Origin of the sequence: Bacillus sp. LJBS06, from assembly GCF_016924995.1 — a bacterium.
Classification (GTDB): domain Bacteria; phylum Bacillota; class Bacilli; order Bacillales; family Bacillaceae; genus Bacillus; species Bacillus stercoris.
In genome coordinates, this window is record NZ_CP070483.1 from 1731210 (window position 1) to 1751972 (window position 20763).

Sequence of the window (20763 nt, forward strand, 5' to 3'; positions counted from 1 at the left end):
CGAAAATTTCATCATAGTTTCTCTAGTTTTTTAAAAACGAATCCACTATAATACTTGAGGGGAGGTGAATTGCTATGGCAGATACATTAGAGCGTGTAACGAAAATCATCGTAGATCGCCTTGGCGTTGATGAAGCAGACGTCAAACTTGAAGCTTCTTTCAAGGAAGACTTAGGTGCTGATTCCCTAGATGTAGTTGAGCTTGTTATGGAACTTGAAGACGAGTTTGATATGGAAATTTCTGACGAAGATGCTGAAAAGATTGCAACAGTCGGCGACGCTGTGAACTACATACAAAACCAGCAATAAGCTGATGCTAAAAGTCCCGCCGAAACGCGGGGCTTTAGCCCTTTATTCGTGCAGTTATTACAGCATGCCGCTTTTACGCGCGCTGTATCCGGTTTAGTCAGGGAAGCGCGGTGAACCTGATGTGCCTATGGAGGTTACTATGTCAAAACACTCACATTATAAAGATAAAAAAAAGTTCTATAAAAAAGTAGAACAATTTAAAGAGTTTCAAGAACGGATTTCGGTTCACTTTCAAAATGAAAAGCTTTTGTATCAAGCATTTACACATTCATCTTATGTGAATGAGCATCGGAAAAAGCCGTATGAAGATAATGAAAGGCTTGAATTTTTAGGTGACGCTGTTTTGGAACTGACGATCTCCAGATTCTTATTTGCCAAATACCCGGCTATGAGTGAAGGAGATTTGACGAAATTGAGAGCCGCAATTGTTTGCGAACCGTCTCTCGTTTCATTGGCTCACGAACTGTCATTCGGCGACCTTGTCCTGTTGGGGAAAGGTGAGGAAATGACAGGCGGAAGAAAGCGTCCTGCTCTATTGGCAGATGTTTTTGAGGCATTTATCGGAGCCTTGTATCTTGACCAAGGATTAGAGCCGGTCGAAAGTTTCTTAAAAGTTTATGTGTTCCCTAAAATTAACGATGGTGCTTTTTCTCATGTGATGGATTTCAAAAGCCAGCTGCAGGAATACGTGCAGCGGGACGGCAAAGGCTCTCTGGAGTATAAAATCTCCAACGAAAAAGGACCTGCGCACAACCGTGAATTTGAAGCCATCGTATCTCTAAAAGGTGAACCACTCGGAGTCGGAAACGGCCGTTCAAAGAAAGAAGCCGAACAGCACGCTGCTCAGGAAGCTTTAGCTAAATTGCAAAAACACCATACGAAACAATAAAATCCCCCTTATGATTCAGGGGGATTTCAGTATGTATGCCGTCTTATTTCACCAATGTTTATGATAGAATTGAAATACTTATTACATAAGGAGGATCGCTATGTTCCTCAAACGTTTAGACGTTATAGGATTTAAATCATTTGCAGAACGGATTTCCGTAGACTTCGTGAAAGGCGTGACAGCGGTTGTCGGCCCGAACGGAAGCGGAAAAAGCAACATCACGGATGCCATTCGCTGGGTTCTCGGCGAACAATCGGCACGCTCTCTTCGCGGCGGAAAAATGGAAGACATTATTTTTGCCGGCAGTGATTCAAGAAAGCGATTAAATCTAGCTGAAGTTACGCTTACTCTTGATAATGACGATCATTTCTTGCCAATTGACTTCCACGAGGTTAGTGTCACAAGACGTGTGTACAGATCAGGCGAAAGTGAGTTTCTGATTAACAATCAGCCATGCCGCTTAAAAGATATTATTGATTTATTTATGGACTCTGGCCTTGGTAAAGAAGCATTTTCTATTATCAGCCAAGGGAAAGTGGAAGAGATTTTAAGCAGCAAAGCAGAAGATCGCCGCAGTATCTTTGAAGAAGCGGCCGGGGTGCTTAAATATAAAACGAGAAAGAAAAAAGCAGAAAATAAACTGTTTGAAACACAAGACAACCTAAATCGGGTAGAAGATATATTACATGAGCTTGAAGGACAGGTTGAACCTCTTAAAATTCAAGCTTCAATAGCGAAAGATTACCTTGAGAAAAAGAAAGAGCTGGAGCATGTTGAAATTGCGCTGACTGCCTATGATATCGAAGAGCTGCATGGCAAATGGTCAACGCTTAAAGAGAAAGTGCAGCTTGCAAAGGAAGAAGAGCTCGCTGAATCGTCTGCGATTTCTGCGAAAGAAGCGAAAATCGAAGATGCGAGAGATAAAATTCAAGCGCTTGATGAATCAGTAGATGAGCTCCAGCAAGTTTTACTGGTAACAAGTGAAGAGCTGGAAAAGCTTGAAGGCCGTAAAGAAGTCCTGAAAGAACGAAAGAAAAACGCTGTGCAAAACCAAGAACAGCTTGAAGAAGCCATCGTTCAGTTCCAGCAAAAAGAAACGGTGCTGAAACAAGAGCTTGCGAAGCAGGAAGCTGTCTTCGAAACACTTCAAGCAGAGGTGAAACTTCTAAGGGCTCAAGTAAAAGAAAAACAACAGGCTCTAAGTCTTCACAACGAAAATGTCGAAGAGAAAATCGAGCAGCTGAAAAGTGATTACTTTGAGCTGTTAAACAGCCAGGCTTCGTTTCGCAACGAGCTCCAGCTCCTAGATGATCAGATGTCCCAATCTGCTGTCACATTGCAGAGACTCGCGGACAACAATGAAAAGCACTTACAGGAACGGCGTGATATTTCTGCGCGAAAAGCAGCATGTGAAACGGAGTTTGCCCAAATTGAGCAGGAGATTCACAGCCAAGTTGGTGCATATCGTGATATGCAGACAAAATATGAGCAGAAAAAGCGCCAATACGAAAAAAATGAATCCGCTCTGTATCAGGCATACCAATATGTTCAGCAAGCGAGAGCAAAAAAGGACATGCTTGAGACGATGCAGGGGGATTTCTCCGGCTTTTATCAAGGTGTTAAAGAAGTGCTGAAAGCGAAAGAGCGCCTTGGCGGAATTCGCGGAGCGGTCCTTGAGCTGATCTCGACAGAACAGAAGTATGAAACGGCCATTGAAATAGCGCTCGGCGCTTCTGCTCAACACGTCGTGACCGACGATGAACAGTCTGCCCGCAAAGCGATTCAATATTTAAAGCAGAATTCCTTCGGCCGGGCGACGTTTTTGCCTCTTTCTGTTATTAGAGACCGCCAGTTGCAAAGCCGTGACGCGGAAACAGCCGCTCGGCACTCATCATTTCTCGGGGTTGCCAGTGAACTTGTCACATTTGATCCTGCATATCGAAGCGTCATCCAAAACCTTCTTGGGACCGTGCTGATCACAGAGGATTTAAAGGGTGCAAACGAGCTTGCGAAGCTTCTCGGGCACCGGTACCGCATCGTAACCCTTGAGGGAGATGTTGTGAACCCTGGTGGCTCAATGACGGGCGGCGCGGTTAAAAAGAAAAATAACTCCCTTCTCGGAAGAAGCCGGGAGCTAGAAGATGTGACGAAACGGCTCGCTGAAATGGAAGAGAAAACTGCTCTGCTTGAACAAGAGGTCAAAACCCTTAAGCACTCCATTCAGGATATGGAGAAAAAATTGGCTGACTTAAGAGAAACCGGAGAAAGCTTAAGGTTAAAGCAGCAGGATGTGAAGGGCCAGCTGTACGAACTTCAAGTTGCCGAGAAAAATATCAATACCCATTTAGAGCTCTATGATCAAGAAAAATCTGCTCTGTCAGAAAGCGATGAAGAGAAAAAAGCGCGCAAACGCAAGCTTGAAGAAGAGCTCTCAGCCGTATCTGAAAAGATGAAGCTTCTTGAAGAGGACATAGACAGACTGACAAAACAAAAACAATCGCAATCCTCAACGAAAGAGTCTCTCTCCAACGAGCTGACTGAGCTGAAGATCGCAGCAGCCAAAAAAGAGCAGGCATGCAAGGGGGAAGAGGACAACCTTGCCAGATTGAAGAAAGAGCTCACAGAAACTGAGTTTGCGTTAAAAGAAGCAAAAGAAGACTTAAGCTTCTTAACGTCAGAGATGTCATCAAGCACCAGCGGCGAAGAAAAGCTGGAAGAAGCCGCAAAACACAAATTGAATGACAAAACGAAAACGATCGAACTGATTGCGTTAAGGCGCGATCAGCGCATCAAGCTTCAGCATGGGCTTGATACGTATGAGCGTGAGCTAAAAGAAATGAAACGCCTGTATAAACAAAAAACCACACTCTTAAAAGACGAGGAAGTCAAACTTGGGCGAATGGAAGTAGAGCTCGATAATTTACTCCAGTACTTGCGGGAGGAATACAGCTTGTCCTTTGAGGGGGCAAAAGAGAAATATCAGCTTGAAACTGATCCAGAGGAAGCCAGAAAGCGCGTGAAGCTGATTAAACTCGCAATTGAAGAGCTTGGTACCGTGAACCTCGGAAGCATAGATGAGTTTGAGAGGGTCAACGAACGGTACAAGTTTCTGTCGGAACAAAAAGAAGATTTAACAGAAGCGAAAAATACCCTGTTCCAAGTGATTGAAGAAATGGATGAAGAAATGACGAAACGCTTTAACGACACATTCGTCCAAATCCGCTCACACTTTGATCAAGTCTTCCGCTCCTTATTCGGAGGGGGGCGAGCTGAATTGAGGCTCACCGATCCTAACGATCTGCTTCACTCAGGAGTTGAGATTATCGCACAGCCGCCGGGGAAAAAGCTGCAAAACTTAAACCTCCTGTCAGGCGGAGAGCGTGCGCTTACGGCTATAGCGCTCTTATTCTCAATTTTAAAGGTACGTCCAGTGCCGTTTTGCGTCCTTGACGAAGTAGAGGCTGCGCTTGACGAAGCGAATGTGTTCCGGTTTGCGCAGTATTTAAAAAGATACAGCAGAGATACCCAGTTTATTGTGATTACCCACAGAAAAGGGACGATGGAGGAAGCGGATGTCCTATACGGCGTAACCATGCAGGAGTCCGGTGTGTCCAAGGTAATCTCAGTTAAGCTGGAAGAAACAAAAGAATTCGTTCAGTAACGAGGAAAGAGGTTAAAAGATGAGCTTTTTTAAAAAATTAAAAGAGAAAATCACAAAACAGACAGATTCCGTATCTGAAAAGTTTAAGGATGGCCTTGAAAAAACAAGAAACTCCTTTCAAAACAAAGTGAATGATCTTGTATCCCGTTACCGTAAAGTGGATGAGGATTTCTTCGAAGAGCTTGAAGAGGTTCTTATCAGCGCGGATGTCGGTTTTACAACCGTTATGGAATTGATAGATGAACTAAAAAAAGAAGTCAAACGCAGAAATATCCAAGATCCGAAGGAAGTCCAGTCAGTCATTTCTGAGAAACTGGTCGAGATTTATAACAGCGGAGATGAGCAAATTTCAGAGCTGAATATCCAGGATGGGCGTTTAAACGTAATCCTTCTGGTAGGTGTAAACGGCGTTGGGAAAACGACAACGATCGGAAAGCTTGCTCATAAAATGAAACAAGAAGGAAAATCTGTCGTGCTTGCTGCCGGAGACACTTTTAGAGCGGGAGCCATTGAACAGCTGGAAGTATGGGGAGAGCGTACAGGAGTGCCTGTCATTAAGCAGACGGCCGGAAGCGATCCGGCGGCTGTCATCTACGATGCTGTTCATGCTGCAAAAGCAAGAAATGCCGATGTATTAATTTGTGATACGGCAGGTCGTCTCCAAAACAAAGTCAATCTCATGAAAGAGCTTGAAAAAGTGAAACGTGTTATCGAAAGAGAGGTTCCTGAAGCACCGCATGAGGTGCTGCTTGCCCTTGATGCCACAACTGGCCAAAATGCAATGGCCCAGGCAAAAGAGTTCTCTAAAGCGACAAATGTTACCGGCATTGCTTTAACGAAGCTTGATGGTACGGCAAAAGGCGGTATCGTCCTTGCGATTCGCAACGAGCTTCACATCCCGGTTAAACTAGTCGGGTTAGGTGAAAAAGTTGATGACCTTCAGGAATTTGATCCAGAATCGTATGTGTACGGGCTCTTTTCAGATTTAGTGGAAAAAGCCGAGGATTAATGAATAAAAAACGAGTATAAAATGGACAGTTTTATACTCGTTTTTTTATACGCATTGATATATCGGAATGGAGGGTGCAGATTGTTGGACAAATGGCTGAAAGCTGAATTGGAAAAAAAGATCGGCGCAATAAAACACATGTCGCTGTTGGATGAACAAGGAGGCACTTCAACCGTTCGAAAAATAGTGACAAGCCAAGGCGCATTTCTGTTGAAAAGTTCTTCTCACCAGAGGTATCGGGAATGGTTAAGGAGAGAAGCCCTTGTTTTACAAAAGCTTACCGAAACTCATCGTCTGCCTGTCCCTGTTTATTATGGATTTATCCAGCAACAACATTCCAGCCATATCGTCATGTCGTTTGAAGATGGAATTACACTGACTTCTGCTTTAAGAAAAGCAAAGGGAGATACTGAAAAGAAAAAGCTGATCAAAAGCTTCGGCCAGTTTCTCAAGCGTCTGCATGAAACCGAACTTGTCCCTGATTTACAGCCGGAAATAGATTGGCTCGATTTGCAAATCAAACGAGCCGGTGATTATGTCGAAAAAGGACAAGCTGAAGGCAGCGCATGGCTTTTGAAGGAATTGGACCAGCACAGGCCTGTTCCTGTTCAGCAGACAATGATTCACGGTGACTGCACAACTGATAATGTGCTGGTGAAAGACGGAGAGGTCTGTCTGTTTATTGATGCTGCGGGAATATCAGCGGGAGATCCGCGATATGATGAAGCATTAGCGATCAGAAATTTTGTCACAAATGAAGCATTTCTCAATGCTTTTTACGAAGGCTATTGCCGCTATCGAGTATCTAAACAAGAATTCGAGTATTTTAACGGCGGTCTATATGAATTTTTCTGAATGAATTTATTATGCAAAAAGAGCAGCATGCTTTGACAAGATAAAAACTTGACAGTGTCAATAAAACCGTGTAAACTAAGTTATCGTAAAGGGATTTGACTTAACAAAGGGGAGAGCTCAAATGTCACTCGAAAAGACAACGAGAATGAATTATCTGTTTGATTTTTATCAGTCGTTGTTGACGTCAAAACAGAAGAGCTATATGTCGCTTTATTATTTGGACGATTTCTCCCTAGGCGAAATAGCCGAAGAATATGAGGTTTCAAGACAAGCTGTTTATGATAACATCAAACGAACAGAAGCGATGCTTGAACAATATGAAGAAAAGCTGCTCCTTTTGAAAAAGTTTCAGGAGCGTAAAGAGATGTTTAATAAGCTGAAGGAGCTTGCTTCCGGTTCAAAAGAAGAGGAAGAAATTACAGCTCTGATTGAAGCGCTTGAGAAATTAGATTAGGAGGCGGCAAACTATGGCATTTGAAGGATTAGCCGACCGACTGCAGCAGACGATTTCTAAAATCCGCGGAAAAGGGAAAGTCAGCGAACAAGATGTTAAAGATATGATGCGTGAGGTTCGTCTTGCGCTGCTTGAGGCTGACGTTAACTTTAAAGTAGTCAAGGATTTTGTCAAAAAAGTAAGTGAACGCGCTGTAGGCCAAGACGTCATGAAAAGTCTGACGCCCGGCCAGCAGGTCATTAAAGTTGTTCAAGAGGAACTGACTGAGCTGATGGGCGGCGAAGAGAGCAAAATCGCCGTCGCAAAAAGGCCGCCGACTGTTATTATGATGGTCGGTCTCCAAGGTGCCGGTAAAACGACAACAAGCGGTAAGCTTGCGAATCTGCTGCGCAAAAAGCATAATCGCAAACCGATGCTGGTTGCTGCCGATATTTACCGCCCAGCCGCAATTAAGCAGCTGGAAACGCTCGGCAAACAGCTAGATATGCCTGTTTTCTCTCTTGGTGATCAGGTCAGTCCTGTAGAAATAGCGAAACAAGCGATTGAGAAAGCCAAGGAAGAACATTATGACTATGTCATTTTGGATACGGCAGGCCGCCTGCATATCGACCATGAACTGATGGATGAACTGACCAACGTCAAAGAAATCGCGAATCCGGAAGAAATCTTCCTTGTTGTCGATTCAATGACCGGTCAGGACGCTGTTAATGTTGCCAAAAGCTTTAATGAACAGCTCGGTTTAACTGGTGTTGTGTTAACGAAGCTGGATGGAGACACACGCGGCGGGGCTGCGCTTTCTATTCGCGCGGTCACAAACACGCCGATTAAATTCGCGGGTATGGGCGAAAAGCTTGATGCGTTAGAGCCGTTCCATCCTGAACGCATGGCATCAAGGATTCTCGGCATGGGCGACGTGCTGACATTGATTGAAAAAGCACAGGCCAGCGTTGATGAAGACAAAGCCAAAGAGCTCGAACAAAAAATGAGGACGATGAGCTTCACATTGGACGATTTTCTGGAGCAGCTCGGGCAAGTCAGAAACATGGGACCGCTTGATGAACTTCTGCAAATGATGCCGGGTGCAGGTAAAATGAAAGGCCTGAAAAACATCCAAGTTGATGAAAAACAGCTGAATCATGTGGAAGCCATCATCAAATCAATGACTGTTCTTGAAAAAGAACAGCCGGATATCATCAATGCCAGCCGGCGAAAGCGGATTGCAAAAGGAAGCGGGACATCCGTACAGGAAGTCAACCGTCTGCTTAAGCAGTTTGACGAAATGAAAAAAATGATGAAGCAGATGACAAATATGTCAAAAGGCAAGAAAAAAGGGTTTAAGCTACCTTTTATGTAATCGGTTATACATGATAAAACCATTGTTAAGAAAAAACACTTTACAAACACTTTTATCATTGTTAATATACTATCTTGTTGAAATATTTTCGGAGGTGCTAGTAAAATGGCAGTAAAAATTCGTTTAAAACGTATGGGAGCAAAAAAATCTCCTTTCTATCGTATTGTTGTAGCAGATTCTCGTTCACCACGTGACGGCCGTTTCATTGAAACAGTCGGAACTTACAACCCGGTTGCAAAACCAGCGGAAGTAAAAATTGACGAAGAGCTTGCTCTTAAATGGCTTCAAACTGGAGCGAAACCATCTGATACAGTTCGCAACTTGTTCTCTAGCCAAGGAATCATGGAAAAATTCCACAACGCTAAACAAGGCAAGTAATGACTGATCAACACTTGGAAGATTTGATTGTCCGAATTGTGACCCCGCTTGTTGATCATCCAGATGACATTCGCGTCACAAGAGAAGAAACCGATCAAAAGATTGCGCTGCGCTTATCTGTCCATAAGTCAGATACCGGTAAAGTTATCGGAAAGCAAGGCCGGACTGCAAAAGCGATTCGAACAGCTGTATTTGCAGCTGGCGCACAGTCTTCTAAGAAAGTTCAATTTGAGATATTTGACTAAAAGGGAGAGGGCCGGCACCTCCCCTTTTTTTACACGCAAAAAAAGGGTAAACTGATAGAAGCTTAGGCAAAATAGAAAAGCCTGAGCGAGAAAAAGTTTTAAAAGCGGGGAGCTTGGTGCGATGCAAATTATTCACCGTGTAGCCGTTATGCAAGTCTTAACCGAGCGCAGCAAAGAACAGCTTTTAGCTTCTTTTGCCGAAAAGAAACAAATGCTTGAACGAGAATGCAGCCAGCTCTATTTTCAGCTTAGAAAACACGAGAAAGAACAACAAAACCCTGATATGATTGAACAATTTAAAAAGGCAATAGAAAAGCGAAAAGATGATATAAAGATCATCGATTTTCAAATTGCTCAAGTACATACATTGCCGCTTGGCAGTGAGTTGAGAGAAAAGGAAGTCGATGCCCTGCTGACGATTGAAGCCGGGGATGACTGGCATGAAAAAACAGCAGCGAACACCATCGTCATAAAAGACGGAAAAGTAATTGAAATTCGCCAGAGGTGATCATATGACAAAGCGATGGTTTAATGTAGGCAAAATCGTGAATACCCACGGAATCAAAGGCGAAGTGCGTGTGATTTCGAAAACAGATTTTGCCGAAGAACGATACAAGCCGGGAAACACGCTGTATTTGTTTATGGACGGCCGTAACGAACCAGTGGAAGTAACGGTAAACACGCATAGACTGCATAAGCAATTTCATCTGCTGCAGTTTAAAGAAAGACAAAGCTTAAATGAAGTAGAAGAGCTGAAAAACGCAATCATTAAAGTGCCTGAAGAAGATTTAGGAGAGCTGAATGAGGGTGAATTTTATTTTCACGAAATCATTGGGTGTGAAGTATTTACTGGGGAAGGCGAACTCATCGGAAAGGTCAAAGAAATTTTGACGCCTGGTGCTAATGACGTTTGGGTCATCGAACGAAAAGGAAAAAAAGACGCACTCATTCCTTACATTGAATCAGTGGTCAAACATATTGATGTCAGCGAAAAGAAAATTGAGATTGATCTCATGGAAGGGTTAATAGACGAATGAAAATCGACTTTTTGACGCTGTTTCCAGAAATGTTTGAAGGTGTGCTCGGCTCATCGATTCTTCAAAAAGCCCAGGAAAAAGATGCGGTGCAGTTTCAAGTCGTCAATTTCCGGGAGTACTCTGATAACAAGCACAATACTGTTGATGATTATCCTTATGGCGGCGGTGCAGGTATGGTTCTCAAGCCTCAGCCTGTTTTTGACGCGGTCGAGGACCTGACATCAAAGGCAGCAGCTGCTCCGCGTATTATCCTCGTATGCCCGCAAGGTGAGCGTTTTACCCAAAAAAAAGCCGAACAATTAGCAAAGGAAGAGCATTTGCTATTCATTTGCGGCCACTATGAAGGCTATGATGAACGCATCCGCGAGCATCTGGTAACGGATGAAATATCAATTGGCGACTTTGTACTGACGGGCGGTGAGCTCCCTGCAATGATGATCGCAGACAGCGTGGTCAGACTGCTTCCAGGTGTACTGGGTAAAGAGGCTTCCCATATTGAGGATTCATTCAGCACCGGACTCTTAGAGCACCCGCATTATACAAGACCGGCAGATTACAAAGGTTTAAAAGTGCCTGAAACACTCTTGTCAGGAAACCATGCGAAAATTGAAGAATGGCGGAATAAAGAATCGATCAGAAGGACCTACCTAAGACGTCCGGATCTGTTGAAAGACTACCCGCTTACAGAGCAGCAAAGAAAGTGGATTTCTGAATGGGAAAAAGAATAGATTTTATTGCATAGGATATGAAATTGTGATAAGATACTACTTGTGGCTTAAGCGGGCTTATCCGCTTCAAGCTTGAAAACGATGTTCCGCTGTGCCGTGTTTTGTGGCCAAGAGCATCTGTTGGAAGGAGTTGAAAACGATGCAAAAACTAATTGAAGATATCACAAAAGAACAACTTCGTACTGATCTTCCTGCGTTCCGTCCTGGTGACACTTTACGTGTACACGTTAAAGTTGTTGAGGGTAACCGTGAGCGTATCCAGATCTTTGAAGGTGTTGTGATTAAGCGTCGTGGTGGTGGAATCAGCGAAACGTTCACAGTTCGTAAGATTTCTTACGGTGTTGGCGTTGAACGTACTTTCCCTGTACACACACCAAAAATCGCGAAAATCGAAGTTGTACGTTACGGTAAAGTACGCCGTGCTAAACTTTACTACCTGCGTGAACTTCGCGGAAAAGCGGCTCGTATTAAAGAGATCAGACGATAATGATAACGAACGAAAAGAGCTTGTTACCTGTAACAAGCTCTTTTTTTATACAGAATTTGAAAATGCCGGACAGGCATCGTAAAATACATAAAGAACAACAATGAATCATGCATACTGAAGAGATAAAGGCGGTGTTCGTGTCACATGACAATTCAATGGTTCCCGGGCCATATGGCAAAGGCAAGAAGGGAAGTAACCGAAAAATTAAAATTAATCGATATCGTATATGAATTGGTAGATGCCAGAATTCCAATGTCATCAAGAAACCCAATGATTGAAGATATTCTAAAAAATAAGCCGCGAATTATGCTGTTAAACAAGGCTGACAAAGCAGATGCGGCGGTTACACAGCAATGGAAAGAGCACTTTGAGAACCAGGGGATCCGCTCTCTGTCCATTAATTCTGTAAATGGACAAGGGTTAAATCAAATTGTGCCTGCATCAAAAGAGATCCTCCAAGAAAAATTTGACCGAATGCGGGCGAAAGGTGTGAAGCCGAGAGCGATTCGCGCTTTGATTATCGGTATTCCAAATGTCGGGAAATCGACGCTCATTAACCGCCTTGCAAAGAAAAACATAGCAAAAACGGGAGACAGACCTGGTATTACAACATCTCAACAGTGGGTCAAAGTTGGGAAAGAATTAGAGTTATTAGATACACCGGGGATTTTGTGGCCTAAATTTGAGGACGAGCTTGTCGGCTTGAGACTGGCAGTCACCGGCGCTATTAAGGACTCGATAATCAATTTGCAGGATGTAGCGGTGTTCGGTCTTCGTTTTCTTGAAGAACATTATCCAGAACGACTTAAAGAGCGCTACGGCCTTGATGAGATCCCGGAGGACATTGCCGAGCTGTTTGACGCAATAGGTGAAAAACGCGGCTGTCTCATGAGCGGTGGGCTTATTAACTACGATAAGACGACTGAAGTCATCATTCGCGATATCCGCACTGAAAAGTTCGGCAGGCTGTCATTTGAACAGCCGACGATGTAAAGGCGCGCAGAAATGCGGGTCTTTATTTTTTCTTGGCCGAACCGATACATACAGTAAGGGAGAAGAGAAAGTGAATACATTAACCGTAAAGGACATTAAAGACCGTTTGCAGGAAGTGAAGGATGCACAAGACCCATTTATTGCCCAGTGCGAAAACGACCCGAGAAAAAGCGTTCAAACGCTTGTAGAGCAATGGCTTAAAAAGCAAGCGAAAGAAAAAGCGCTGAAAGAACAATGGGTGAATATGACTTCCTATGAAAGGCTGGCAAGAAACAAAGGATTCCGTTTGATTGCAGGTGTTGACGAGGTCGGACGGGGGCCATTGGCAGGGCCGGTTGTCGCCAGTGCAGTCATCCTGCCAGAGGAATGTGAAATACTTGGGCTGACAGACTCCAAAAAGCTTTCAGAGAAAAAACGCGAGGAATTTTACGAGCTTATTATGAAAGAAGCACTGGCGGTCGGGATAGGAATTGTAGAAGCTGCAGTCATTGACGAAATCAATATATATGAAGCTTCTAAAATGGCAATGGTGAAAGCGATACAGGATTTGTCGGATACACCTGATTATTTGCTTGTTGACGCAATGACACTGCCGCTCGACATGGCTCAGTCGTCAATTATAAAAGGAGATGCCAAAAGTGTGTCTATTGCGGCAGGTGCGTGTATCGCAAAAGTGACGAGAGACCGAATGATGAGCGCTTATGCCGACACGTACCCTATGTACGGGTTTGAAAAAAATAAAGGCTATGGAACAAAAGAACATTTGGAAGCTCTCGCTGCATACGGCCCAACTGAATTGCACCGCAAAACTTTCGCTCCTGTTCAATCTTTCAGCTAAATCAATGGACAAGGAGGCACTTTTTTAAAATGAACATACGAAATGATGTGCAAAAGGCGCTGCAGCACCTTTTTGGGCGTACAGCAGTCCCGCAGGAAACATCAAATGTAAACGAAGCGTTAAACGGGGAGAAACGTCTCCTCTTGGGCAAAGTGCTTCGTTTACTAGGAGATCAGCATGCCCTGATCCAAGTCGGCAATCAAACTGTTCAGGGGAAACTAGAAACCCAGCTTCGTCCTCAGGCATACTATTGGTTTTCCTACGAAAAAACGGCAGAACAGACAGGACGTCTTCAGGTCGTTCAAAGCTTTGAGCAAAATCCTAAAACCATTCAGGATGCAGCTGGCAAGCTTTTAAATGCCATTTCAGTGAAGCCGTCAAACGCAGCTCTCATGATGACAGGAGCGATGCTGAAGAGCAAAACACCCGTGACAGAAAATGATATTAAAACAGCTGTCCGCTGGATGGACACGCTGCCGTCGCAAGACGCCAAAAAAGCGATTGAAACGGTTCTTTTCGCTTTAAAGCGCGATCTTCCCATTCACTCCGAGGTTTTGAATGGTGTTCATGCTGTGAAATCGCCTGTTCCGTTGCATCAGCATATATCCCAGCTGGTTCAGGCAATCGAACAAAACCCTCAGCAGAGCCAAATGATGTCAAAGCTAAAGAAGGCAGTTACAGCGCTTTTAAATAGTGAAATTGATGTCCATGCAGAACGGCTGATCGATAAGCTTATTTCTTTAACGGAGACTGCGAAAACACCCTCTTCTGCCAATACAGCTGGAAACAGGGAACTTAGCACACCAGCAGGCTCCCCCGAAAAGGCCAGCCTGCCGGTTGCAAACCATCTAAAAGAACAGAAAAACATACAAGGAGAGCCTGTTAAAACAGCCTCAGACATTCCAATCAAAGAAGCCCGCCAGCTGCTGGCAAAGCTGACGGAATCTGCTGAAAAAAACAGTCTCCAAATTGTGAAAGAAGCAGCAAATTGGATTAAAGCGGTTGGTTCAACGGGTGATAGTAAGTCACTTGCAGCTTCAGCTCATTTACAGGCGGCACAAATCACAGACCAGGAAGCCGAAGTTTTTTTTAAGGCTGTTCAGCAGACAGCACCTCATTTAGCGGATAAGGCAGATGTTCTTTCCTTCTTATCCAAAGTGAAAACGGCAATTGGCGCAAGGGACGAGCTTGCGTTTATTAAAGCGTTTGAACAAGGAAGCGCAGACACATCTGACGAAATGCAGTCCATCAAGCTGGCTCTTCATGCCATAAGAGCATCTCATGAGGTAGCCGAACCAATCAAGCAAGAAGCCGATCAGCTTTTTCATAAATTAAATGGCCAGCTTTTCATGCAGCAGGACCATCCGTCATACAGCCAAATTGTACTGTCATTTCCGATGTTTTCGAAGTCAGGAATTCAGGACATGACCGTTCTGTTTAAAGGAAAGAAAGAAGCAGATGGCAAGCTTGATCCTTCCCATTGCCGCCTTTTGTTTTTGCTGCAGCTTGATACATTAAAAGAAACCGTCGTTGATTGCTTGATACAGCAAAAAGTCATGACCATTACAATAGAGACTGATTTCGAGCTGCAGGCTGCGATAGATCCGATGGTTCCCGCGCTTAAACAGGGGTTAAAAGAAATGGGATACAGCCTTTCAGGGGTAAACGCGAAAAAAAGGGTTCACACCGAAGAAAAGGCTTCAATCGATCAATATATAACAAGTATCAGTGATCAAGAAGTGGATGTGAAAATATGAAAGAGCAGACACCGATCAGAAAAGCTGTGGCTCTTCATTATGACGAACAAAAAGACAAGGCGCCGAGAGTGCTTGCCACAGGAAAGGGCCATGTAGCCGACAACATTATTAAAGAAGCGAAAAAGGCAGGGGTCCCGATTCAAGAAGATCGGACCCTTGTCGAATTAATGCGCCATTTGACGGTAGATGATCAAATCCCTGAGGCTCTTTATGAAACGGTAGCCGAGATTTTTTCATTCATTTACAGATTGGACGAAAGCGTAAAAAATAAAAAATAGCTAAAATATTCCCCATCCTCTGTTTGAAAATTTATGTTTTTAATAAAGTAAAAGTTTGAATGTTTAGAAGGATTAAAAGATTTTGCACCGAAGTGTAGACAATTCTTCCAGTATTATTATAGAATGAAAGCGCAGTCTATTTTAGTTTTGTTACATAAGTTAGGAGGATGGGAAATGAATATCCATGAGTACCAGGGAAAAGAAGTCCTCAGAAAATATGGGGTATCTGTTCCTGAAGGTAAAGTGGCTTTTACAGCAGAAGAAGCAGTTGAGAGTGCAAAGAGCTTATCCAGCTCGGTTTATGTCGTAAAGGCTCAAATTCATGCTGGCGGTCGAGGCAAAGCTGGTGGGGTAAAAATAGCAAAATCATTAGACGAAGTAAAAGCGTATGCCGAAGAACTATTAGGGAAGACCCTAGTTACACATCAGACGGGTCCGGACGGCCAAGTAATAAAACGCTTACTTATTGAAGAAGGCTGCGATATTAAAAAAGAATATTACGTGGGTCTTGTGCTTGACCGCGCTACTTCCAGAATCGTTCTGATGGCTTCTGAAGAAGGCGGAACGGAAATTGAAGAAGTTGCGGAGAAAACACCGGAAAAAATCAAAAAAGCTGTCATTGATCCGGCTGTCGGCCTTCAAGGCTATCAAGCCAGAGAAATTGCATTCGCTATTAATATTCCAAAAGAGCTTGTGGGGAAAGCTGCTAAATTTATGCTTGGACTATATAAAGCGTTTGTTGAAAAAGACTGCTCAATCGCCGAAATCAACCCGCTTGTTGTTACCGGGGACGGAAATGTGATGGCGCTTGATGCAAAATTGAATTTTGACAGCAATGCGTTGTACAGACAAAAGGACATTATGGAATACAGAGATTTGGATGAAGAAGATCCGAAAGAAATCGAAGCGTCCAAATATGACCTAAGCTACATTTCCCTTGATGGAAATATCGGCTGTATGGTAAACGGCGCGGGACTTGCAATGTCCACAATGGATATTATCAAGCATTACGGTGGAGAACCGGCCAACTTCCTTGATGTGGGCGGCGGTGCAACCGCGGAAAAAGTCACGGAAGCATTTAAAATCATTCTTTCTGATCAAAACGTTAAAGGGATTTTTGTCAACATTTTCGGCGGCATTATGAAATGTGATGTCATCGCAGAAGGGGTTGTTGAAGCGACTAGACAAGTTGGTTTGACATTGCCGCTTGTTGTCCGTCTTGAAGGCACAAACGTGGATCTAGGGAAGAAAATCCTTAGTGAATCAGGATTAAACATTACATCTGCGGAATCAATGGCTGACGGCGCCCAGAAAATCGTATCCTTAGTTTAAGAAAGAATGAAAGGCAGGGGACCATATAATGAGTGTTTTTATTAATAAAGATACAAGAGTTATTGTACAAGGGATTACAGGTTCTACCGCTTTATTTCATACGAAGCAGATGCTCGAATACGGCACAAATATCGTAGGCGGTGTAACACCTGGAAAAGGCGGAACTGAAGCGGAAGGTGTTCCTGTATTTAATACAGTGGCTGAAGCAGTTCAAACGACCGGCGCTAACGCGTCTGTTATATATGTGCCTGCACCGTTTGCAGCTGATGCGATTATGGAAGCGGTAGATGCGGAGCTTGATCTCGTGATTTGTATCACAGAACACATTCCGGTTTTGGATATGGTGAAGGTCAAACGTTTCATGGAAGGCAAGAAAACGAGACTGATAGGGCCGAACTGCCCTGGTGTCATTACGCCTGAAGAATGTAAAATCGGCATTATGCCCGGATACATCCATAAAAAGGGTCATGTAGGCGTTGTATCACGTTCAGGAACATTAACATACGAAGCGGTGCACCAGCTCTCAGAAGCGGGCGTAGGACAGTCTACAGCTGTTGGAATCGGCGGCGACCCTGTAAATGGAACAAACTTTATTGACGTTTTAAAAGCGTTTAACGAAGATCCTGACACACACGCTGTCATCATGATTGGCGAAATCGGCGGTACTGCCGAAGAGGAAGCGGCAGAGTGGGTGAAAGCCAACATGACAAAACCGGTAGTCGGTTTTATCGGCGGTAAGACAGCACCTCCTGGGAAGCGCATGGGGCATGCAGGCGCCATTATTTCCGGCGGAAAAGGGACAGCTGATGAAAAAATCAAAACCCTTAATGCATGCGGAATTGAAGTTGCAGAGACACCTTCTGTTATGGGTGAAACCTTAATTAAGGTGCTGAAAGAGAAGAACCTGTTCGAAACTTGTAAAACGCATTAATAAAAAAGGGACAGCCGTTAAGGCTGTTCCTGCTTTTTCTGTCAAAAGGAGGTCAATCTATTGGATCAGGCCGCTGCCTGCTTAACGACTTGCAGAATCAATCAATTATTATCCCCATCCCTTCTATTAAAATGGTGGAAAGCCGATCCGTCTATGTCGCTGACATCATCGGTGTTACAAATGGTTACTCGTGATAAAATGAAAGCAGCTGCATTAAAAAAGAAAATAGAAGAATTTTACCCAAAGCTCCAACGCGTACTTGCTGCTTATCGTGAGCAAGGCATTAACACCATTCCTATCTCTTCAAAGCAATATCCTTTCTGGCTTAAAACCATTTATGATCCCCCCGCCGTTCTGTTTGCAAAGGGTGATATGACTCTTCTTTCGAAAGGAAGAAAAATTGGAATTGTAGGGACAAGAAATCCAACAGCTTACGGGAAACAAGTTGTCAATCATCTTACAGAAGAGCTCTGCCGTAAAGATTGGGTGATTGTCAGCGGACTGGCGTCTGGGATAGACGGAATGTCCCATGCTGCAAGTATTAAGGCGAAGGGGCGGACAATTGGCGTCATTGCAGGCGGATTTCAACACATTTATCCCCGGGAAAACCTTCAATTAGCAGATCACATGGCTAAACACCATATCCTTCTGTCAGAGCACCCACCTGAAACTAAACCCCAAAAATGGCATTTCTCTATGAGAAACCGTATCATCAGCGGACTGAGTGAAGGCGTTATTGTCGTACAGGGCAAGGAAAAAAGCGGTTCGCTGATAACTGCCTATCAAGCATTGGAGCAAGGTAGAGAAGTGTTTGCCGTACCCGGTTCATTATTTGACCCTTACGCCGGAGGTCCTATAAAACTGATCCAGCAGGGGGCTAAAGCCATAAGGTCAGCAGAGGATATTTTCGAGGAGCTTCCCGAGAGAAACGTTCAATATACGGAACCCTTTTGAATTATCGTTTGACAAACGGCATTGTAATATTTAATAATAGTGAGGATTTAAAGTTGCATATTGTTTTCTATTTAATGAATGACGTTCATGATAAAGAATGAAATGTTGAAAGCCAAATAAAGACAGCTGCAAAAATAAAATTGAAATATCTTGAAAAGAGAGAGAACACCTCTTGAGGGGGATGAAAATGTCTGATTATCTAGTCATCGTGGAATCGCCCGCTAAGGCGAAAACGATTGAACGTTACTTAGGTAAAAAATATAAAGTAAAAGCATCAATGGGACATGTCCGGGATCTTCCAAAAAGTCAAATGGGAGTTGACATAGAACAGAATTTCGAACCGAAATATATTACCATTCGAGGTAAAGGTCCGGTATTAAAAGAACTGAAAACGGCTGCCAAAAAAGCCAAAAAAGTGTATCTCGCGGCCGACCCCGACAGAGAAGGGGAAGCGATTGCATGGCACTTGGCACACAGCCTTGATTTAGATCTCAATTCAGACTGCCGTGTAGTGTTTAACGAAATTACAAAAGACGCTATTAAGGAATCGTTTAAGCATCCGCGCATGATTAATATGGATTTAGTGGATGCACAGCAAGCGAGACGTATTTTAGACAGGCTTGTCGGATATAAAATCAGTCCGATCTTATGGAAAAAAGTCAAAAAAGGGCTTAGCGCAGGACGCGTGCAATCCGTTGCCCTCCGTTTGATTATTGACCGTGAAAAAGAGATTAACGACTTTAAGCCTGAGGAATATTGGACAATTGACGGTACGTTCTTAAAAGGCCAGGAAACCTTTGAAGCAAGCTTTTTCGGAAAAAACGGCAAAAAACTTCCTTTAAATAGTGAAGCTGATGTAAAAGAGATTCTTTCTCAGCTCAAAGGGAATAAATATACAGTCGAAAAAGTAACCAAAAAAGAACGCAAACGTAATCCTGCTTTGCCTTTTACCACTTCAACCCTGCAGCAGGAAGCGGCTCGCAAGCTCAATTTCAGAGCGAAGAAAACGATGATGATTGCACAGCAATTATATGAAGGAATTGATCTAGGAAGAGAAGGAACTGTTGGTCTGATCACGTATATGAGAACGGATTCAACCCGTATCTCAAATACGGCTGTTGATGAAGCTGCTGCTTTTATCGATCAGACATATGGAAAAGAGTTCCTAGGCGGAAAACGGAAGCCTGCGAAAAAGAATGAAAATGCTCAGGATGCCCACGAAGCAATTCGGCCGACATCAGTTCTCAGAAAACCAAGTGAATTAAAAGCAGTTCTCGGCAGAGACCAAATGAGACTGTATAAATTAATTTGGGAGCGTTTTGTTGCCAGCCAAATGGCGCCGGCTGTTCTAGATACAATGAGTGTCGACCTGACAAACAATGGTTTGACATTTCGTGCAAATGGAAGTAAAGTCAAGTTTTCCGGGTTTATGAAGGTGTATGTTGAAGGAAAAGACGACCAAATGGAAGAAAAAGACCGGATGCTGCCTGACTTAAAAGAAGGCGATACGGTATTATCAAAAGATATAGAACCGGAGCAGCATTTTACCCAGCCGCCTCCGAGGTATACTGAGGCACGGCTTGTGAAAACGCTTGAAGAACTCGGCATAGGCCGTCCATCCACATATGCTCCGACGCTTGATACTATTCAACGGCGCGGCTACGTGGGTTTGGATAATAAACGCTTTGTTCCGACTGAATTAGGTCAGATCGTTCTTGACTTGATCATGGAGTTTTTCCCGGAGATCATTAACGTTGAGTTTACAGCTAAAATGGAGAGAGATCTTGATCATGTTGAAGAAGGAAATACCGAATGGGTCAAGATTATTGATAATTTCTACACCGATTTTGAAAAACGCGTCAAAAAAGCCGAATCAGAAATGAAGGAAGTTGAAATCGAACCAGAATATGCTGGAGAGGATTGTGAATTGTGCAGTTCGCCGATGGTATATAAAATGGGACGGTACGGTAAATTCTTAGCTTGCTCCAACTTCCCTGACTGCCGGAACACGAAACCGATTGTGAAACAAATCGGCGTGAAGTGTCCGAGCTGCGGAGAAGGAAACATTGTTGAGCGAAAATCGAAAAAGAAACGGGTGTTTTACGGCTGTGACCGTTATCCGGACTGTGAATTCGTATCCTGGGACAAACCAATTGAACGAAAATGCCCGAAATGCGGAAAAATGCTCGTCGAGAAAAAACTCAAAAAAGGCATACAAGTCCAATGCGTGGAATGCGATTATAAGGAAGAACCACAGAAGTAGCGGTGAGCAGGG

General features: G+C 43.7%; 21 protein-coding genes. All 21 read left to right on the plus strand.

Going from position 1 to position 20763, the window contains the following annotated elements; genetic code table 11:
* The first annotated feature begins 74 nt into the window (after window positions 1-74).
* The 21 genes from acpP (at window position 75) to topA (ending at window position 20751) form a co-directional block, all read left to right on the plus strand.
* Window positions 75-308, plus strand: coding sequence for an acyl carrier protein (gene acpP / locus JQX68_RS08940; protein ID WP_003154310.1), 234 nt, complete (start codon window positions 75-77; stop codon window positions 306-308).
* A 139-nt stretch (window positions 309-447) separates the two neighbouring features.
* Window positions 448-1197, plus strand: a complete 750-nt coding sequence (gene rncS / locus JQX68_RS08945; RefSeq protein ID WP_003232030.1) for a ribonuclease III — start codon at window positions 448-450, stop codon at window positions 1195-1197.
* A gap of 100 nt (window positions 1198-1297) precedes the next feature.
* On the plus strand, window positions 1298-4858 hold the full coding sequence (gene smc / locus JQX68_RS08950; protein WP_205440624.1) for a chromosome segregation protein SMC: 3561 nt from the start codon (window positions 1298-1300) through the stop codon (window positions 4856-4858).
* A gap of 19 nt (window positions 4859-4877) precedes the next feature.
* The gene (gene ftsY, locus JQX68_RS08955; RefSeq protein WP_014663946.1) at window positions 4878-5867 is read left to right on the plus strand and encodes a signal recognition particle-docking protein FtsY; all 990 of its coding nucleotides are present in this window, start codon (window positions 4878-4880) and stop codon (window positions 5865-5867) included.
* Between the two features lie 84 nt (window positions 5868-5951).
* Window positions 5952-6722, plus strand: coding sequence for a phosphotransferase family protein (locus JQX68_RS08960; protein ID WP_147772426.1), 771 nt, complete (start codon window positions 5952-5954; stop codon window positions 6720-6722).
* 121 nt (window positions 6723-6843) lie between these two features.
* Window positions 6844-7176 (plus strand): putative DNA-binding protein, encoded by a 333-nt coding sequence (locus JQX68_RS08965; protein WP_003238590.1) that lies wholly within the window; start codon window positions 6844-6846, stop codon window positions 7174-7176.
* Between the two features lie 13 nt (window positions 7177-7189).
* Window positions 7190-8530 carry a signal recognition particle protein gene (gene ffh / locus JQX68_RS08970; RefSeq protein WP_014663948.1) on the plus strand — a complete coding sequence of 447 codons (1341 nt, stop codon included), beginning with the start codon at window positions 7190-7192 and terminating at the stop codon, window positions 8528-8530.
* Window positions 8531-8635: 105 nt separating this feature from the next.
* A complete protein-coding gene (gene rpsP, locus JQX68_RS08975) occupies window positions 8636-8908 on the plus strand; it encodes a 30S ribosomal protein S16 (RefSeq protein WP_003220815.1) in 273 nt (90 codons plus the stop codon).
* A complete protein-coding gene (locus JQX68_RS08980) occupies window positions 8908-9153 on the plus strand; it encodes a KH domain-containing protein (protein ID WP_014663949.1) in 246 nt (81 codons plus the stop codon). Before rpsP ends, JQX68_RS08980 begins: the two co-directional genes overlap by 1 nt.
* Before the next feature lie 121 nt (window positions 9154-9274).
* On the plus strand, window positions 9275-9661 hold the full coding sequence (locus tag JQX68_RS08985; RefSeq protein WP_014663950.1) for a YlqD family protein: 387 nt from the start codon (window positions 9275-9277) through the stop codon (window positions 9659-9661).
* A gap of 4 nt (window positions 9662-9665) precedes the next feature.
* Window positions 9666-10190: a ribosome maturation factor RimM gene (gene rimM / locus JQX68_RS08990; RefSeq protein ID WP_147771892.1), complete on the plus strand. Its 525-nt coding sequence runs from the start codon at window positions 9666-9668 to the stop codon at window positions 10188-10190.
* A complete protein-coding gene (trmD, locus tag JQX68_RS08995; RefSeq protein WP_003232011.1) occupies window positions 10187-10918 on the plus strand; it encodes a tRNA (guanosine(37)-N1)-methyltransferase TrmD in 732 nt (243 codons plus the stop codon). Before rimM ends, trmD begins: the two co-directional genes overlap by 4 nt.
* Before the next feature lie 139 nt (window positions 10919-11057).
* Window positions 11058-11405, plus strand: coding sequence for a 50S ribosomal protein L19 (gene rplS, locus JQX68_RS09000; protein WP_003220825.1), 348 nt, complete (start codon window positions 11058-11060; stop codon window positions 11403-11405).
* Between the two features lie 144 nt (window positions 11406-11549).
* Window positions 11550-12398 carry a ribosome biogenesis GTPase YlqF gene (ylqF, locus tag JQX68_RS09005; protein WP_009967235.1) on the plus strand — a complete coding sequence of 283 codons (849 nt, stop codon included), beginning with the start codon at window positions 11550-11552 and terminating at the stop codon, window positions 12396-12398.
* Window positions 12399-12468: 70 nt separating this feature from the next.
* A complete protein-coding gene (gene rnhB / locus JQX68_RS09010) occupies window positions 12469-13236 on the plus strand; it encodes a ribonuclease HII (protein ID WP_128422224.1) in 768 nt (255 codons plus the stop codon).
* A 29-nt stretch (window positions 13237-13265) separates the two neighbouring features.
* Window positions 13266-14993 (plus strand): hypothetical protein, encoded by a 1728-nt coding sequence (locus JQX68_RS09015; RefSeq protein ID WP_205440625.1) that lies wholly within the window; start codon window positions 13266-13268, stop codon window positions 14991-14993.
* Window positions 14990-15271: a FlhB-like flagellar biosynthesis protein gene (locus JQX68_RS09020; protein WP_014663956.1), complete on the plus strand. Its 282-nt coding sequence runs from the start codon at window positions 14990-14992 to the stop codon at window positions 15269-15271. Before JQX68_RS09015 ends, JQX68_RS09020 begins: the two co-directional genes overlap by 4 nt.
* Before the next feature lie 174 nt (window positions 15272-15445).
* The gene (gene sucC, locus JQX68_RS09025) at window positions 15446-16603 is read left to right on the plus strand and encodes an ADP-forming succinate--CoA ligase subunit beta (protein WP_014663957.1); all 1158 of its coding nucleotides are present in this window, start codon (window positions 15446-15448) and stop codon (window positions 16601-16603) included.
* A 28-nt stretch (window positions 16604-16631) separates the two neighbouring features.
* Window positions 16632-17534, plus strand: coding sequence for a succinate--CoA ligase subunit alpha (gene sucD, locus JQX68_RS09030; protein WP_003238566.1), 903 nt, complete (start codon window positions 16632-16634; stop codon window positions 17532-17534).
* Between the two features lie 60 nt (window positions 17535-17594).
* Entirely contained in the window at window positions 17595-18488 is an 894-nt protein-coding gene (gene dprA, locus JQX68_RS09035; RefSeq protein ID WP_205440626.1) for a DNA-processing protein DprA, read from the plus strand.
* Between the two features lie 187 nt (window positions 18489-18675).
* Window positions 18676-20751 carry a type I DNA topoisomerase gene (gene topA / locus JQX68_RS09040; protein ID WP_014663959.1) on the plus strand — a complete coding sequence of 692 codons (2076 nt, stop codon included), beginning with the start codon at window positions 18676-18678 and terminating at the stop codon, window positions 20749-20751.
* The last annotated feature ends 12 nt before the right edge of the window (window positions 20752-20763 follow it).